General features: G+C 37.0%; 14 protein-coding genes and 1 tRNA gene. 10 read left to right on the forward strand and 5 right to left on the reverse strand.

Annotated features, from left to right (window positions below; all coding sequences use genetic code 11):
• Positions 1-149: 149 nt before the first annotated feature.
• Positions 150-3,200 (reverse strand): DEAD/DEAH box helicase, encoded by a 3,051-nt coding sequence (locus BLW16_RS13170; protein ID WP_090557328.1) that lies wholly within the window; start codon positions 3,198-3,200, stop codon positions 150-152.
• Between the two features lie 145 nt (positions 3,201-3,345).
• On the opposite strand from BLW16_RS13170, the gene BLW16_RS13175 reads away from it, so the two are divergent.
• From BLW16_RS13175 to BLW16_RS13205, 7 genes are all read left to right on the forward strand, one after another.
• On the forward strand, positions 3,346-4,968 hold the full coding sequence (locus tag BLW16_RS13175; RefSeq protein ID WP_090557330.1) for a recombinase family protein: 1,623 nt from the start codon (positions 3,346-3,348) through the stop codon (positions 4,966-4,968).
• Between the two features lie 514 nt (positions 4,969-5,482).
• Positions 5,483-6,745, forward strand: coding sequence for a site-specific integrase (locus BLW16_RS13180; RefSeq protein ID WP_090557332.1), 1,263 nt, complete (start codon positions 5,483-5,485; stop codon positions 6,743-6,745).
• A gap of 236 nt (positions 6,746-6,981) precedes the next feature.
• The gene (locus tag BLW16_RS13185) at positions 6,982-7,299 is read left to right on the forward strand and encodes a helix-turn-helix transcriptional regulator (protein ID WP_090557334.1); all 318 of its coding nucleotides are present in this window, start codon (positions 6,982-6,984) and stop codon (positions 7,297-7,299) included.
• The gene (locus BLW16_RS13190) at positions 7,296-8,225 is read left to right on the forward strand and encodes a hypothetical protein (protein ID WP_090557336.1); all 930 of its coding nucleotides are present in this window, start codon (positions 7,296-7,298) and stop codon (positions 8,223-8,225) included. Before BLW16_RS13185 ends, BLW16_RS13190 begins: the two co-directional genes overlap by 4 nt.
• 37 nt (positions 8,226-8,262) lie before the next feature.
• Positions 8,263-8,583 carry a hypothetical protein gene (locus BLW16_RS13195; RefSeq protein WP_090557338.1) on the forward strand — a complete coding sequence of 107 codons (321 nt, stop codon included), beginning with the start codon at positions 8,263-8,265 and terminating at the stop codon, positions 8,581-8,583.
• Between the two features lie 259 nt (positions 8,584-8,842).
• Positions 8,843-9,853, forward strand: a complete 1,011-nt coding sequence (locus BLW16_RS13200; RefSeq protein WP_090557340.1) for a nucleoid-associated protein — start codon at positions 8,843-8,845, stop codon at positions 9,851-9,853.
• Entirely contained in the window at positions 9,853-11,076 is a 1,224-nt protein-coding gene (locus tag BLW16_RS13205) for a hypothetical protein (protein WP_090557342.1), read from the forward strand. Before BLW16_RS13200 ends, BLW16_RS13205 begins: the two co-directional genes overlap by 1 nt.
• On the opposite strand, the gene BLW16_RS13210 is transcribed toward BLW16_RS13205, so the two are convergent.
• Positions 11,071-11,295 carry a helix-turn-helix domain-containing protein gene (locus BLW16_RS13210; protein WP_217631570.1) on the reverse strand — a complete coding sequence of 75 codons (225 nt, stop codon included), beginning with the start codon at positions 11,293-11,295 and terminating at the stop codon, positions 11,071-11,073. The two genes, BLW16_RS13205 and BLW16_RS13210, sit on opposite strands and share 6 nt — an antisense overlap.
• A 78-nt stretch (positions 11,296-11,373) precedes the next feature.
• Between BLW16_RS13210 and BLW16_RS13215 the strand changes: the two genes are divergently transcribed.
• Both BLW16_RS13215 and BLW16_RS13220 read left to right on the forward strand, forming a co-directional pair.
• Complete coding sequence (locus BLW16_RS13215) at positions 11,374-12,069, forward strand: SH3 domain-containing protein (RefSeq protein ID WP_090557344.1); 696 nt, start codon at positions 11,374-11,376, stop codon at positions 12,067-12,069.
• Between the two features lie 77 nt (positions 12,070-12,146).
• Positions 12,147-13,139, forward strand: a complete 993-nt coding sequence (locus tag BLW16_RS13220; RefSeq protein WP_090557346.1) for an agmatine deiminase family protein — start codon at positions 12,147-12,149, stop codon at positions 13,137-13,139.
• A 162-nt stretch (positions 13,140-13,301) separates the two neighbouring features.
• Here the strand turns inward: BLW16_RS13220 and BLW16_RS13225 are convergent.
• Both BLW16_RS13225 and metG read right to left on the reverse strand, forming a co-directional pair.
• Positions 13,302-13,373: transfer RNA gene (locus tag BLW16_RS13225), tRNA-Arg, on the reverse strand.
• Between the two features lie 6 nt (positions 13,374-13,379).
• Positions 13,380-15,488 carry a methionine--tRNA ligase gene (gene metG / locus BLW16_RS13230; RefSeq protein WP_090557348.1) on the reverse strand — a complete coding sequence of 703 codons (2,109 nt, stop codon included), beginning with the start codon at positions 15,486-15,488 and terminating at the stop codon, positions 13,380-13,382.
• A 40-nt stretch (positions 15,489-15,528) separates the two neighbouring features.
• Between metG and BLW16_RS13235 the strand changes: the two genes are divergently transcribed.
• Positions 15,529-16,431: a S66 peptidase family protein gene (locus BLW16_RS13235; protein ID WP_090557350.1), complete on the forward strand. Its 903-nt coding sequence runs from the start codon at positions 15,529-15,531 to the stop codon at positions 16,429-16,431.
• 73 nt (positions 16,432-16,504) lie between these two features.
• Here the strand turns inward: BLW16_RS13235 and BLW16_RS13240 are convergent, their stop codons facing one another.
• On the reverse strand, positions 16,505-18,139 hold the full coding sequence (locus BLW16_RS13240; RefSeq protein WP_217631571.1) for a RagB/SusD family nutrient uptake outer membrane protein: 1,635 nt from the start codon (positions 18,137-18,139) through the stop codon (positions 16,505-16,507).
• Positions 18,140-18,146 lie beyond the last annotated feature (7 nt).

The raw sequence follows: 18,146 nt of genomic DNA on the forward strand, positions 1-18,146 counted from the left end.
AAAAGCATAACCCACTGGTATAGTTCTCCCTACAAATAAAGGTGCTTGCAATTATGATATAAATTTTTAAAACATGCAATTTAGCATTTTAATTAAGTAATACTGCTTTTGTAATTCACGAAACCAAAGCATCTCTTATGTATTAGTTCCTAAGCGTTATATAATTCTTTTGCTAACTCGCTAAAATAATTACACCCTTTCCATAAGCTTACATTTCCAATGACATAAAACCGTCTTTTTGCTCTTGTCAACGCCACGTTAAGCATGTTCGGTTTTTTTGATGCCCAAGCTCTGGCACCAGGTTTTGTCGGATCACTTCCCAAAACAAGAAATACGATATCGGCCTCCTTGCCTTGAAAGGTATGGATGGTACCACAGCGTACCAGTCTGTTGCCTCTGAAGATCTCAGCGCATTTGTCTGCTACCGATTTAAACGGAGAAATGACAAATATTTCTGATCCTGTATTTTTCAACAGTGTAATCTTTTCCGACAACAGTTTCATTTCTTCACTAATTACGTGTTTGTTCTCTACCGTTGTTCCTTTAACATCAAACCATGTAGAAGCACCCAATTTACAATCAAAAGGAACATCAGGCATAACTTTTACCATTTGCCCGTTGTAGGCAATCTTATTCGCTATATCGAACATAGGGTTGTTACACCTTCGGTGGGCACGCAATGGAAAGCCTGTCCAGGCAGCTCCCTCGTCTTGCTCACCAAGCCAGGCTCCAAGAGGAGACACTCGATCGGCCAAGGTCTGAACAGAATTCTGGAGGGGCGACCATAAGAGATCAGTATGGTAAATGTCGCTCAGCATCTTTACCAGTTTAGAATTGACACTTACTACGGGTTCTATCTGCAAGGGGTCGCCAATGATAATATTCTTTTGACAACGGTTAATGATTCCCGCTGCCGACTGCGGGGTAGCCTGTCCAGCCTCATCTATCAATAGCCAACCAATACTCTCTTTTCCCATCGATTGAAATAGCCTGGATACGGATGCCAGTGTGGTAGAAACTACAGGGACACAAAAAAAGAAGGTTTTCCATAGGTTTTCCGCTACATCAGCACTTACAATAACCTTTCCGTCGAGGTATTCCATGAACAAATTCAGGTTATTCCAAAACGGTTTGGCATGACTCAGTATAGCATATTCATGCAGTTTAAGACTAAGAAGAAATATATTGGAGCGTAGTGTATTAATTTTTACACTGGACCAGGGGCTGGCTTTATGGAGGGCATCTTTATCATCGAAATAGTTTTGTACCTGATTTTCATCAGGAATATTCTCCAACGGGATCTCATACCGTTCATGCAACTCTTTCTTCAGATTTTGGTACTTGACTAGCCGGTTTTTGATCGTTTCTACAAGCCTTGTTTTTTCGCCAATCTGAACAACTGTCGATTTTATGTTTTGCACAAGACTATCCAGTTCCTGTTGTATACCGATTAGTTTTTGGGTATTTTCGGCAAGGCTCGATAAATACATTGTTTCTGTTTCTTTCCATCGTTTGTAAGCCAGTGTCTTAAGTATCTTTTGAATAAAAAACCAGCTGGGTTTAGCCTTTTGATGCAGCGCAAGGCTTTGCTGTAGCGACAAAATGCGAGCGCTTATTGCCTGAAGATCATTGTTTAGGATTTGTTCGGTTTCCTCCAGCTTTGTCTTGTTCTTTGTAAGGTTCTTAAGTGCCTTCTGTTCGGTAGGGTGCGATTCAAGATCGTCAAGGTACTGGCCTAACAAGACATGAAAGGTCGTCGCCTCCTTTCTGAATTTTTCAAATTGACCCAGCAGTTCTGTTAGTTCGTTTGCTGTCTTATCAAAGAGATCACTGTTTTCAACAGTTTTATCATTTTCCTTGTTATATTGAAAAGACAGAAACTTCATGAATCCCATCCTTTCTTCACTTGGATACCAAAAGTTTTTCTTAAAGGTCTGTTTGTTCTCTGCATTGCCAAGAGCCGCAGCGAGTAGGCCCCAACTGTCGCCTTCGATGAGATCTTTTGACTGATTTACAAAATAATTGGCCTGCGGAAAATGATGCCTGTCAATTTTACTTGCTGAAGGCAGTTCCTTTGATATATTCTCTACAGCAGCATTGTTATTGCTCGCAACCACAATCCCTGCATCTGAAAAGATATCTGCATTAGGCTCGTAATGGTGGAACGTAAAATCGGGTCTTTCTATTTTCTGCCAGGTTCCGAAAAGTTTCTTATTGCCTTTTTTAAGCAGTTTTTGCGCTCGCATTACAATTACTTCCGCAACAATATCCGACAGTAGCGTTGTTTTTCCCGTGCCTGGAGGTCCATTAACGCCTAACATGCCGTCGGTATTTCTTAGCGTCGACAGGCAAGTGGCTACCGCTCCAAACTGTGCACTATACAGGCCATGGTTAGGATCGGATGGCCATCGCCCTGCTGGCATATCTTTAGGATCTAGTTTGCTCCAAAACGCATTTACATCTGTCAACAAATCGGTCCTTTTAAGATCGGATATTTCTTTAGTCAACATTTGCTGCAATCCTTTTCCATGTTTTTTTTGACTAGCGATAAGTTCATTAAGATCCTTAAGGTAGAAGCTGTTTAAGAAGGCGGTATCCGGTTTGGCATGCCTAGACAATCTAAATGATTTGATAAATACGAATTGCTCCCAATCCAGGTCTTTAATTTCCGCCCCTTCTAACACCTTGAGTTCTCTGTCCAAATGCCCCCAATTAATTGTAGTGGTGCACAGGTCTTCAAGGCGTTCGGCTGCCGGATTGATACCAAACCTGTCTCGAAAAGCATGCTGTACTTTTTCGAGTTCAGCATCGATCAGGGATAGTGGTTTGTTGTTCTGAAGACATAACAGACCATGAATATAAGATGCCTGGATATAGCCGTTATCTGAACTGCAGCGCCCCTCTTCATCAACTATCAAGGCTGCCAGACATGTATCCCCGCTTATCCTTTCTTCCCATTTCTCTTCTTCTGAAGGAATATAGGAGATCGCCTTTTCAATTTTAGTGGTGATATCCTGCTTGGGGATCTTGCCTAAAAAGATTATATGATGCCATTTGAGGTCTTTTTCATTTTCACGCGGGAGCTCCCAAGGCAACTGTGCCCCGGATTGGAAAGGTTTCGCTTCTGTAGGCAGATCCGGAAGGTTGAATACTTCGATAGCTCTCCAGAAACTTAATATCGCTTTTTGGTCTGCTGACATAAAATATGGCTTTGCTTTCGTAAGTATAAAGTATTATTTTTAAATGGCATTACGGACCAAACGGAATTTGCTAAATAGATAGTTCAGAACTGATTAAGATTATGGAAAATCACCTCTAAAAGCATCTTTCCTTAAACACTTAGCCATGCAAACGGCATGTCTTTATATCAGGGTCAGTACAGACGAACAGGCTCAAAAAGGCTTCTCCCAGCGAAGTCAGGAAGAACGTTTGCTCAAATATTGTTTGTTATGCGATATTCAAGTCGTTGAGACTATTTTCGAAGACTTTTCCGCTAAAACCTTTAATAGGCCACAATGGACAAAGTTGATAGCAAAATGGCGCAGCAACAGATTAAGTTTACCATCTATGGTGCTATTTACCAAATGGGACAGGTTCAGCAGAAACATTGCTGATGCTTACTTCATGATTGGAAAGCTACAGAAATTATCTGTTCAGCCACAGGCCATAGAACAGATGCTGGATTTCACTATCCCGGAACATAAGATTATGCTTGCAGTATATCTTGCAGCAGCAGAGGTAGAGAATGATCGCCTAGCACTAAACGTAAGCCAGGGGATGCATAAAGCAAAAGCAGAAGGACGTTGGCCCGGCAGAGCTCCGATTGGCTATTCAAACAGGATAACAGCTATGGGGGAAAAATATATCACTCCTCATGAACCGGAATCAACAATGATCAGGAAGGCTTTCGAAGCCATAGCTGCGAATACATTTAGCACACATTATATCTACCAGCAAGCCGTCCTTCATGGATTGAAATGCAGCAGAAGCCATTTCTGGGAGTTGATTAGGAATCCAGTCTATTGTGGCAGAGTATTGGTCCCACAATTCGGCAAAGAAAAACAACATATAGTCAAAGGACTGCATGAAAAACTCATTTCGGTTGTATTGTTTGAGCAGGTCCAGGATATCCTTAATGCGAAAGGCAGGACTAAAAGACCACGAACTGAAGTTCCAGATCAAATGCCTTTACGCGGATTTCTTTTATGCCCTGTATGCAATAAAACACTTACAGGCAGTGCTTCAAAAGGGCATACCAAACGATATTTTTATTATCACTGTTCCGGTAAATGCGGTTTTCGAGCAAGGGCAGATTTCGTGAACGAAAAATTCCAATCGTTATTGGGACAACTTAGAGCGAAAGATCTGTACGTGGACTTATACCGAAAAATAGTGGAAGATATCCATCATGAAATAACCTTAAAGCATTCCGTCGAACAAACCAGAATTTCCAAAAGTATAGAGAATGCAATTGAGCGAACCATTAAGGCAAAGGACCTGTTATATCGTGGAGACATAGACTTTGATGACTTCACACTCATTAAAGAAAGCTGTAGTAAAAGGATAAACGAGGGTTGTAAAGAATTACAAAAGTGCGCTACTCTATCTGCAGAAACTAATAAAAATATTAACGAGCATGTCAATCTGCTTTCCAGAATAAACAAAATATATGAGTCCGCTGATGTGTTGGGCAAGCGGCATCTGTTATTACTATTCATTCCAGAAAAAATCATTCTGGACAAAGAACATTTTGAACTGGTTTCTACAGAGCCGGTACATACAATCTATAATCTCAAAAAACCTCACTATAGCATTTTATGTGACACAATAGATGTGGATGTTCCTATAGAAAATATCAATCAGTATTTGAAAATTCTTCAATCTCAAAAGAGTTCGATAAATTCCGAAAAAGCATTGGATATAATTGCTTTTATGAGGAAACTCGCGTTATTTACAATAATGCATTAGAAAGAACTAATGCATGTTTTATAAAACATTGTTTTTCAGCAAGTTAAAAAAGTTCGATTCTCGTAAGCCCATCTACCCTGAAAAGTCGAACTCTTTACGCCTAATAACGCCACAAATAGACGCAACTATCAATATATCAATCATATATGATTAAAAATAGTTTTTAGTTCGGTTAAAGAACTCATTAGGTAACATTCCGCTTTTAAATCCTACATTTTTATACAATAAATTGATTATCAGGACATTATTAATAAAAAACAGGCAAAACGTCAATTGACATTTTGCCTGTTAATAGTGGTCCCGACGAATATCTCTTAAAATATATAGTCATGCCAAACATAACAAAGGCTAACAAAGCTCCTTATGTGGCTCAAATTCCCACTCAACTTTTTAGCTAAATATGGCATGTTATAGCAATAATAAGCAAATATTTTATTGTATGGAAAATTGTATGTAGATTTGATAACTAATTGATTATTAATATATTATAATAAATAAATTAAATAAATATTATATGGCAATAAATGCAGTTCCTAAACTGGAAAAACGAAGGGACAAAAATACAGGTATGGTCATTTCTAAAAATGTCCCTATTCTAATAGACGTTACATTTGATAGTAAACGGCTGTGGCTCCAAACTGGTGAACGGATTGATGAAAATAAGTGGGATGTAAAGAACAATAGAGTAAAGCCATCCGTTACTGGAAGTGTTGAAATAAACAACCTTATTAAAACGAAATGTGAAGAAATACTAAAGATATATAGGGAAGCAAAATTAATGGGGAAAGAAGTTACTGTTGCCTATATAAGAAATGGAACAAAGGTTAGTATTCCCACAACAAACAAAAACATATGGCAACTTTATGATGAATTTATAGAGGGTTATAAAATAAAACATTCACCAAACACGGTTAAAGTATTAAACACCAACAAAAAGCATTTTTTAAACTTCTCAAAAAAAATAAAGTTAAACTTCGATTTTAATATAATTGATAATTCATTGCTGAACAAATATGTCGAGTATTTGCAAAAAGATTTAAATCACACAAACAACACTATTGCCAAAGTTATAAAAGTCTTGAAACGCTTTTTAAATTGGGCTACCCAATCAGGATATAATAAAAATTTGGCTTACAACCTTTATAAGACCCAGTCATTCCTTCCAGAAATAATCATTTTAAATGGTGAAGAACTATCTGATTTATACAATTTCGAGTTTAATAATACTACATATAATCAGGTAAGGGATGTTTTTGTTTTTTGTTCAATGACATGTATGAGATATTCTGATGTGAAAGCATTAAAAAAAACAGACATTAATGACGGCTACATAAAAATTACATCCATTAAAACGAAAACTTCTACTGAAATACCATTAATAGATGATGCAAAAGTTATATTAAATCGGAATATAAACCCCTATAGTACATATGCTTTACCTGTAATTTCAAATCAGAAAATGAATGATTACTTAAAGGTCGTATGCAAAATCGCTGGACTTAATAGGATGGTTACAAAGGTTACTTATAGAGGCTATGAGAAAATAGAGACAACTCAACCCCTTCATGAAGTTGTTACCACTCACTTTGGAAGAAAAACGTGTATTTCATTTTTATTTTATATGGGCTTAGATAGTGAATTGATACGAGCAATTAGTAATCATAAGAGTATCTCATCCTTTGCCCGCTATAACAAAATAGCAATAGAACATAAATCAAGAGAGATGAAAAAAGCCTTTGAGGATTTTGGTAAAATCAAATTCGAAAAACTAGCTTGACACATACACAAAAAAACCTTACCTTTACAAAATATAAATAATTGATAATTAAATAGCTATATAGTTATAATTATAATATTGCTGAAATAATAAATAATTGGTGCCTCTGGCCGCTATAATACCTTCTATAATTTAGACTAATCCTTAGTCAACGTAATAATTTTAATATAATAATTGATGGCCACAATTCATGAACTCTAGGCCTAGGTTCAATTTTTTGATTTAAAATTAATCCAATGATTACAAACCCTATTGCGCTTGATAATGTGCAAATTTTAATACCTGCAAAAGATTTTGCCGATGTAATAAAAAATATTTTTGAAGAAGTTCTTAAATCCCAAAATTTCTGTCCTGTAGAACAAATGCCAACAATAGAAAAGCAAAATGATGAGTTGCTTACCCGCAAGCAGGTTGCAAGCATGTTAAACATATCTCTTCCAACACTTGATTTGAGGATTAAAGATGGAACGATTCCATCGTATAGGATAGGAAAGAAATTAATGTTTGACAAGAGGGCAACATTAGAAGCATGTAAAGGGATTAAAACCAAATGATTGACTACGCTTCTTTTAAGATAAGTAATTTCTCTAACTCAGAGTTTGAGAAATTGACAGAATTAATAAATGTTGAGTGTCCATTGAGCAGTAATAAGGTCAATTTTGATTTTGAAAATCTAAGAATTTTCTATTATCCTGATACGAGAGTCTTATTTATTAAAAACTCACTTCATAAGTTCTATAATAAATCAATTGGCCGGCTGCAATTGGCGGAAAATTATAATGATTTCCATTTAACGGATATGCTAGCGGTTGCAGATATTTTTTCAGAGCTATACTTTAATAGGCCAATTGAAGATTTCGAGCTATCTACGAACTTGGAAGTTGGGGTCAATATAGAGATTGCTAGATACAAACCTTTTGATATAATGGACAGGTATTTATCTTATCAGGTTGGCAATAACTCAAGCAGCTTTATTACTTGTGAGCCTAGAGGCGATAAGGGTAAACCCATCATGCGTAAATGCTATTTAAGCGACTACAATTTAAAGTTTTATGATAAATCAAAGCAGGCCAAAATCAACTTTTCCAATATATTAAGATACGAGGTTATTTTTTGCCAATTGAGGAAAATTAGAGCGGTCTTGGGCGAAGATCATTTGACCATGCAGACCTTATGTGAGTTTGAAACATGGAAGAAATTTGGTGATTATATTTTAAGGGTATATAATGGCATCAGAAAACTACCAATAGTTGAAAAGCATATTCCTCAAAGGGAAATTTATCAGATACATGGTCATTGTAGTAAGCACCTGAAAGAAGATTTACAAAGGGAATTGACCAAATCAGAATACAACAATATAAGAATAGCGAATGCTGAGACTTATGATTACTGGAATACTAACGCCAATAATGTACATGTACAAATCGAAAATCAACTAAAAAATAAAATTAATCACTTAGTTACAGGATCGGTTTCATAGCTCGTAAGGAACTATGAAACGAAACAAATAAGATAGTATGGAAATGAAAATTAAAGTTACACAAAAAGAGGAGAGTAAATTAGAGGTATATGATGATTCCTTATTTTTTATAGCACATGAATTAATGTTATGTTATGAGAGAATAATGATACCATCTTATCAATTAGCTACAGGGAAGTACTGTAATTATCAATGGGAGGATGGTGGGGAAAGGTTTTATAACAAGATTGTTCCTGCAGTAGATAAAGCTTTAGCCAATTCAAATGATGAGCATTTAATAAAATTAAAAACTTTGTTAAAATTAATGGATGATCTACCTACTACATATTTTGGTTTTGATAAGAATATTGGTAATTAAATTATAAAATAAAAATGTATTAAAAGAAAATGTATCGAATGGCCGCTTATCAGGCTATAGCGGCCGTTCATTTAGTCATATGCTTTAATAGACTGCATATACGGCAAGATCTTTAATTTTTCGATAAAGATACCGCCGGCGATTATATTAGCCGTATAAGGGCCATATTACTAGAATAACAGTATTATATATGATCAAAATCTTTATTGTATATTACGCTGATTTTAAAGAAGTAACCTAACCAAAATGACCGCTCTCAATGAATGTTAACAGGATAATTATACATGAATTAATTAAAGAAGCTCAATCTACTGAGATTGAATATAAATCATCTTCAGATTTAATAACAGTAAACGAAGGAATCAATAAATTAATAGAACATGTTCATGAATCTTTTGATCAAACAATAACAAAATATTCAAAGTTTGATTTGAACAATAGCACAAACGCAGTTTATTCTAATATTAGTAAATATTTAAAAGAAGAGAATAGCACAGAACAATTTATCAAATTCAGTAAAGCTAGCTTAGGGGATTTGGCAATTCTTATCAGAAGAGAACCATTTGCAACAGGGGGCTTCTATCTTTTTGTAGATTATGTCGAGAATGGCTATAATTTCATTTCCATAATAATTGTTCGAAATAAAGATGCATTCAATATCAATTGGAATGGGGATAATTTTGATGTAGGTCCTACGGAAAATCTAAATATTGATAAACTAGCAATGGGCTTCAGGATCAATTGTGATTTGTATTTGGATAAAGAGGATACCAGGAATTATATTGCACTAATAAGTAACCAAGGCGATGCTCTATCTAAATATTTTACAACATGGGTAAATGCTGGGTTTGTTATAGATAGCAAAATAAATACACAGCATTTAATAAATGTAATCAAAGACATTGGTGTACCAGAGGGATTCCCAGAGGATGAAGATTTCGATAAAATAGTACATGACTGGATTGAATCGTATAGGAAGCAAAACAAAAATAAAATAAATGTCGACATACTAAGTGAATCTCTCTACAAAGATAAATTGGCTATTAGAAATCATGCTCAGGAGAAGTTTAAAATTGAAATTGATCCAATTTTTTCTGTCAATGGAACTGAATTGAACAGACTGGTAAGATATAAAGCCACTACTAAAGGTATTGCTGTAAGCCTTGATTCTGACACATTTAAGAATGGAGAAGTGGCGCTGGAGAACGGTATGCTTATAATTCGCAATGAGAAGATTTTCAATCAGCTAAGTGAATTAAGAAAAAAATAATGGAAGAATTGCCATTAGATAAGATTATTAAGATATGGCATAGCAGGCCTAGTGATCTTGTTATTAAGACTGGTTTTGATGAAATTGAGTTTGTGTTTGAAAATGAATCTTCAAAGTCCTCCTATGAAGAATTGTTAGTACAAGGAGGTTTCATAATCAAAAATAATGGAACAAAGTTTCTTACAATAAATGATATTCATGAAAGCATGTCCCTATATGTTTCCCTTGAATCATTATTGGACGACTTAAACCAAGACATCAACAAGATGGATCGGTACAATTTATTTGTTTTTAATGTCGACGATCATTATTTGTATTATGATTTTCACAAAAAAGAAGTAATAACTGACTCTCAAAATATAACTGTCAAGAATACTATAAAGCACTTCGAACAATATAATAAGTTGCTCAAACTATTTTTAACAGAGTCAAACAACATTTTTGAAATTAATAGGCCGACCAAAACAGGTAATGAGTTAGTTATTGTTTCCAAAGGTCAAGAGAAAATGATAGCCTCATTTAGTTATAAATTTATTGATGTTTCAATTTTCAATTATGAGTTCAGCCCTATTTCATTTAACGAGTTAAATTTAAAATTAGGTATTGAAGAATGGTTGGCCGTTCTCAAAAATAATCTTTGCCAATATTTAGAACTTCAAAGCGACAATAAAAAAACATTTTCATCAATATATAATAACTTAAACTATATATTTAATCAAACACAGAAAGATTATCAGTTATATATATCCAGATTTTCATTTGATAGAATCAGAAAGCAATTTAAAACGGAGAAAAACAACTATTTCGAGAGTTTAAGTGCTGCTCAGGACAAGATATCTGGACAGATTATTTCTGTTCCTATTTCTCTAGGCGCCTCTATCTATTCATTTTATCAATTCAAGTCAAGTTTACTAATTATAGGAATAATATATGTTGCCATTTGCATCTATTCATTATTCATAGGATTTGTAGTCGTTATGAATTTATATGATATAAAAAAAGTAGCAGATGATGTGAATGAGGAGATGGGTAAAATGAAATTACATTTTGAAGATTTATATAATGAGCTGAAAAAAGACTTTGATTATATGAGATACAAACGCATAAGGATCAGAGTTCTAGCCTGGTCAATAATAGCTGCACTTATCATTACTCTATTTTCGATAACCATGTTTTTATTCAACTATCAAGACCCTATAAATAATATCTTTAAATTTTTATAAATACAATATACTGCTCATAGGCGTCTGCAGTGCTGTGGCGATCGCATAAATAGTGCTTAAAGTAGGATTAATTTCAGCTCTTTCGATCCTTCCGATTTGCGAAAGTGGCACATCAGCCAAGTTGGCAAGTTCTTCCTGAGATAAATTTTGAGAAGTTCTTAAATCTCTAACCTTCTGGCCGAAGGCCTTTATAACTTCGTAATTTTTAATTTTTATCACGTATCCAAATTGAGGGATACATTTATTCTTTATTGACGCATATATGCGCTATTTTTAACTTTTAAACCTCCTAATATTATGGTCAAAAACTTACTATTTTTAATACTCCTTTTCGCCAATTTACAAGTTGGTAATGCTCAGGATCTGTATCACGTTACAACAACAAAATTAAATGTTAGAATAAATGAAGATCCAAAAAGCCACATCCTTGGTTATATACCAAAAGGACAAAATATTGCTGTATTAGATTCTTCAAATTCACAATTTTTCAGGGTTAGGGTAACCAATGGAATTGGATATGTCAATAGAGCTTATATAGAAAAAAATACAGTAGTGAGCCCACAGCCTGCACGTAACAATAAGGCTTACAATGAAAAAATATTAGGGTTTACCGCTTTAAGTATGATCTTAATCATTGGTATTTATTATTTATTTAACAGGGATACCAGAAAATATGCTCTAACCTCGCTATTGACTCTTTTAATTGGGTTTGTTGGATATTATTTCTACACAAGATTTATAGTGACAACGGAGGTCAAAGGGATTTATGTAAACACTAGGGGTGGTATATATCATTCGTTTGATTTCAAAGGAGAGAATACAGTTATGGTAACAGATGGGCTTGTTGGATTACAATTTGCCTCAGGCTATATTCTTGACGGCAAAATTATAAGGATAACTTCCAATCAGGGAGATATATTGTTGAATATTCAAAATGAGAAAACATTAACAGGTGAAGGATTCTCAGCAGGTGAATACAAAAGAAAAGATTGAAGAATAAAAGAAAAGAAAAATTTCGTGTTTGAAAATCCTTTTTTACGTTTGCAGGTTATTAAGAATTGTAAACAAATATGAATTGTGATTATCAAAAGGTTAGCACCATAATTCTTGCATATCCTTCAAATTTCAAAAATGAGTTCAGCAAATGTACTTCTATTGTTGACGATCTTATAAATCAGCTCCCTCATGATATTAACATTCAGATTGTAACCACAAATGAGGATTCCATAAATCAAATTAATCAGTTACATCCAGACAGAATTTTTGAGACGATAAAATTAGAAAAATGGGATGATATATGGATGCGTGATTGTTTAGGCTTTATAAACGGTAATCAGTTTGTAAAGCCTATCTACTTTCCAAAATATTGTGATTATAAAAACAGATGGGATTATTTTAAACGCATAAACAAAGCGTCGAGAAAGATAATCAACCACTTTTTAAGTAAACCAATAGTGGACCTTCCTTTAATTTGGGATGGAGGCAATCTTGTGAACAACAAGCAATTTGGTTTTATCACTACCAAAATTATTGAAGATAATCCTTCTTTCAATCAGCTATATATAGAAAGAATGATTGAAGAAAGGCTTGAGATAAAGCCTATAATTATTCCCAGACAAAAGGGTGATGTGATAGGTCATGTTGACGGATATATGTCTTTTATAGACCATAAGAAAATTGCTCTTAGCTCATATCCTGATATGGCATTTTTAAAAAAGGATAATGAATATTTAGAACAGCTTAGATCAATAGTTTTGTCGTATGGGTTGGATCTTACCAGGACAAAAGATAGGCCAATAGATGAAGCTATAGCCTGCAATTGCAACAAATTTAGAAGGAAAGGATGCTTTTATACGGCAAAAGGTAATTATGTTAATAATCTAAGAATAAACAATACTGTAATTATGCCAGAATATACACTCAGCACAAAAAGGGAAACTAACTACTATAATCAGTCCAATAAAGATATATACCAAAGTATGGGCTTTAATGTGAGGACAGTTAATTGTGATGCACTGGCTCAGTTTGGAGGTTCATTACACTGTTTAAGTTTTACTTATTAATTTCCGCTAGAAAGGGATTCCAAAAATTCTTGAAAATCTTATTATTGAACGTTATCAAATCACCTACAACCGAAAAAGAATTAAATTGTATGGAATCTTGTATGGGACAAAAAAGAAATCCGCAAGATTATTGAAAATTTTGCGGATTTCGATGAAAAATTGTGGTCCCGACGAGAATCGAACTCATATCTAAAGTTTAGGAAACTTCTATTCTATCCGTTGAACTACGGGACCAATAACCTACCTGATTACGCTTCCATTGACATGGTTTTGTAAAGGTGCCACAAAAGTAAGTTTTCCATCTGAATTTTCAGACATTAAAATCATTCCTTGAGATAAAATTCCTTTTATTTCTCTCGGAGCCAGATTTACTACCAGGCTTACCTGTTGTCCAATTACTTCATCTGGTGTAAAATACTCCGCAATTCCAGATACTACAGTGCGTTGATCAAGACCTGTATCCAGCGTAAGTTTTAATAATTTCTTTGTCTTTTCCACCTTTTCAGCAGCGATGATCGTCGCTACACGGATATCCAAAGCACTAAACTGATCAAAATCTATATTTTCTTTAACAGGTGCAACTACTGCATTTGCTAATGTATTGTCTACTTTACTCTGGTTCAGTTTATCAATTTGTGCCTGTACCTCTGCATCCTCAATCTTATCGAACAACAATACTGGCCGATCAATCAGGTGATCAACAGGTAATAGGTCCATCTTACCGGCATCTTCCCATAAGTGACCGCCAAAATTCAGCATGTCCTTTAGCTTATCGGCAGTAAAAGGCAGAAACGGCTCAATCAGAACTTCCAGACTGGCAACAATCTGCAGGCTGATATTTAAGATCGTACGTACACGGTCTTCATCAGTTTTGATCACTTTCCATGGTTCAGTCTCTGCGAGATATTTATTTCCAAGACGCGCAACATTCATCACTTCAGTAAGCGCCTCCCTAAACCTGTAGGTTTCAATAGAAGTACTGATCTTTGCAGGATATAATGCCAGTTCATCAATCACTTCCTGATCCAGGGCAGTAATTTCCGATAAGGCGGGCACTTTACCATCAAAATATTTATGCGTCAGCACAACAACCCTATTGATGAAATTACCGAGAACGGCAACCAGCTCATTATTGTTCCTGGCCTGGAAATCTTTCCAGGTGAAATCATTGTCTTTTGTTTCAGGCGCCGTAGCCGTCAGCACATACCGCAGCACATCCTGTTTATCTTTGAACTCAACAAGATACTCATTCAGCCATACTGCCCAGTTTTTAGAAGTAGAGATCTTCTGTCCTTCTAAATTCAGGAATTCATTTGCAGGAACATTATCTGCCAGAATATAATCACCATGGGCCATCAACATTGCAGGAAAGATAATGCAGTGGAATACGATATTATCTTTACCGATGAAATGAACCAGTTTAGTGCTATCGTCTTTCCAGTAATCTTCCCAGTTGCCTTCTGCCACACCATTCTGACTGATGTAATACTCTTCCGCTTTGGGGTTCCATACATCCAGTCCGGAATAGGCAAACAGTTCTTTGGTGGCAGAAATATAACCGATAGGTGCATCAAACCATACATATAACACTTTGCCTTCGGCATCCTTTACCGGAACTTTTACTCCCCAGTCCAGGTCGCGCGTCATTGCTCTTGGCTGCAAACCGGCGTTCAACCAGCTTTGACACTGACCATAAACATTCGGTTTCCATTCCTGATGACCTTCAATATATGTTCTTAACTGGTCCTCATATTTCTCCAATGGCAGAAACCAGTTCTTTGTTTCTTTTCTTACCGGAGGCTCGCCGGACAAGGTAGACTTAGGATTGATCAGGTCTGTGGCATTTAATGTACTGCCGCAATTTTCACACTGATCGCCATAAGCATGTTCAAAACCACATCTGGGACAGGTACCAGTGATGTATCTGTCCGCAAGAAATGACTGCGCTTTCTCATCGTAATACTGTTCGGTAACCTCCTCTGTAAAAACACCTTTGTTATAAAGCGTTTCAAAGAAATCAGACGCCGTTTGGTGGTGGGTTGCAGAAGAAGTACGGTGATAAATATCAAAAGACACCCCGAATTCTTTAAACGAATCTCCAATGATCTTATGGTACTTATCTACGATCGCCTGTGGCGTAACACCTTCCTTCTTAGCTTTAAGCGTAATAGGAACTCCGTTCTCATCAGAGCCGCAAATGAACTTAACATCTCTTTGATTTGAGCGCAGGTAACGCACGTAGGTATCTGCAGGTAAATAAACCCCAGCTAAATGTCCGATATGGACAGGTCCGTTTGTATAAGGCAAAGCCGCCGTAACGGTATATCTTTTTATTTTACTGTTATCCAAAACTATTTTTATTAATTTGTCAAAGATAAGTGTTTTACCAATGATTAAACAGCCGCCCTACCTAAAAAAGGGAGACAAAGTAGCTATTGTCTCTCCAGCAAAAAAATTAAAGCAATCTATAGACTATGCAATAGCGTTGCTTGAGGGCTGGGGGCTGCAGGTAGTACTTGGTAAAAGCGTATACGCAGCACATCATCAGTTTGCCGGGAACGATGCCCTGAGAACCGAAGATCTGCAGTCGTTCATCGATGATACAGACATAAAAGCCATTGTTGCTGCCAGAGGGGGATACGGGACGATCAGGATTATTGATGCCCTCGACTTTACTGTTTTCAGTGAAAATCCGAAATGGATCATTGGATTCAGCGATATTACCGTACTGCTTTCGCACATAACCGGTGCCCTGCAAACCCAAAGCATTCACGGACAAATGCCCGGAACATTTGAAGATGCCAGTCCGGAATCAATCGAATCCCTCAGAAAAGCACTGTTTGGCGAAGACCTTACCTACACTTACGATAGCCAATATCCTAACCGCAGCGGTAAGGCGGAAGGGATACTCATTGGCGGAAACCTCAGTTTACTGATTGCCCTTGAAGGCTCTGTTTCGGCGATGGACTTTAATGACAAAATCCTCTTTCTTGAAGATGTTGGGGAATATGAATATTCAATAGACAGAATGCTCAGAATGCTGAAGCGCAGCGGCAAACTAACGAATTTAAAAGGTCTTATTGTCGGGGCGTTCAATCATATTGAACCAGAAGACATCCCGTTTGGACAGTGTGCAGAAGAGGTAATATCCGAAATTGTTAAGGATTTTGACTATCCGGTATGCTACGACTTCCCGGTTGGCCACATTGACGATAACAGAGCCATGGTACTTGGAAAAAAGGCATACCTGAACATTGCCGGCAGCCAGGTAACCTTTGAACAGAAGCACTAAAGACAGCTTTTCAATTTACAAAAATCATGAAATAAAGGGATGCGTCTGATGGCGCATCCCTTTATTTCATGGTTTAATATCCCGGATTCTGGGCAATGTTTGGATTTGCATTCAGCTCATCCAATGGTATTGGCCATATATAATGGATATCAGTATAAGCAATAGCCGCCTTTCCGTTTGTGGTTACAGGACGGGTAATGATATTATACCCGGAGCCGTCACCAGCAATGTTAGCCTTCAAAACCTTGGCTGGAATACCTCCGCCGGTAACAGCGAAACTTGCATTCTGGGATAGCCTGGTAATGTCAGGCCACCTTCGTCCCTCCCCCGCGAATTCTACTCTGCGTTCATTGAGAATAGCCTGCGTCAGCGCAGTCTGACTTGGAAAATTCGCAATCGTAAATCTGTTGGCAACAGGCACAGCCCTGTTTCTTACCGCATTTAACAAGTTTAGTGCGCGTGTATCCAATGCTGTAGTTCTTGAATATGCTTCTGCAACATTTAACAGCACTTCTGCATACCTGATGATCGGCGCATAGTCAGTACTGTTCAGCGGGTCGCGGTATTTGTAATTGAAGAAATAGAGGGCATTGGCGGTGGTCTGCTGAATCTGCAGTAATGATCTTCTGCTGTCGCCCGTTACCCAGAATGAAGCGACGTAAAGGTTCGGACTAGTAGCAACAAGGTTTCTGCCTACCAGAGTTGTCAGCGCGTTGGCAGCCGGGCCAAACATGTTTGGCAAAGCTCCATTTACACCACCGTTAGACGCCGAACCATTTTCGATAGAAAACATAGATTCAGTATTGTCTTTGAAATTTGAAAAAGGCCCATCGACTGAAGCAGTAAGTGAATAGGAACCAATAGCACTGGTATAAGGCCCTGCTGCGGCAGAAGTTCCCAGTTTCGCACCTTCAGCAATCACACCAGGCCAATCTTCCATATGCAGTTTAACACGTGTTTTTAATGCAATAGCCGCACCTTGTGTAGCACGGGTAATTTTTAATGCTGTACGGGCAGCTGGCAACTTTGATTCTGCAAAGTCAAGATCCGCAAGGATGTTTACATAATCTTGTGCCACCGTACCTCTTGCTACACTGGCCCCCTGCTGCGCTTTATCAATACTGGTGATCGCTACCGTGCGGTAAGGAACTCCAGGGTTACTGCCATTTCCATCAACATAAGGGCGGCAAAAATCTATTACCAGCTCATGATGGGCAAGTGCCCTCAGGAACCTCGCCTCTCCGGCATACTGGTCGGCCACAGCCGTAGTGATCGTACCTTTCGCTGCTGCGGCCGTAACACCTTCGATCAGCACGTTACACTGGTTGATCAGGGCATACAGATTGCTCCACATGTTGATGTTATTAGCGGTATTTGAGGTGATGGTAGACTCGTAAGTGATCTGATAGAATGCCTCCAGGTTTACCATATCTTCCCCCCGCATTTCTGCCTGTATAATTGAAGCTCCGCCAAAGGGATATCCCCGCCCGGTGGTACCGTTGTAGGTACCTACAGTAGCCGTGTTGTAAACACCGGCCATCACCAGCTCTATACTTGCCGGTGTAGAAAATGCAGTAGCTTCAGAGAATGAATTGATTGGGTTCAGCTCTGTATATTTTTTACACGAAGTTGCGGAGAACACTGTAAGCACTGCCATCAGCATCAGGCCCTTCGTTAAGACTCTATTTCTTATCTGTATGTTTTTCATCTTCTTT

It is taken from the genome of Pedobacter hartonius (genome assembly GCF_900107535.1).
Classification (GTDB): domain Bacteria; phylum Bacteroidota; class Bacteroidia; order Sphingobacteriales; family Sphingobacteriaceae; genus Pedobacter; species Pedobacter hartonius.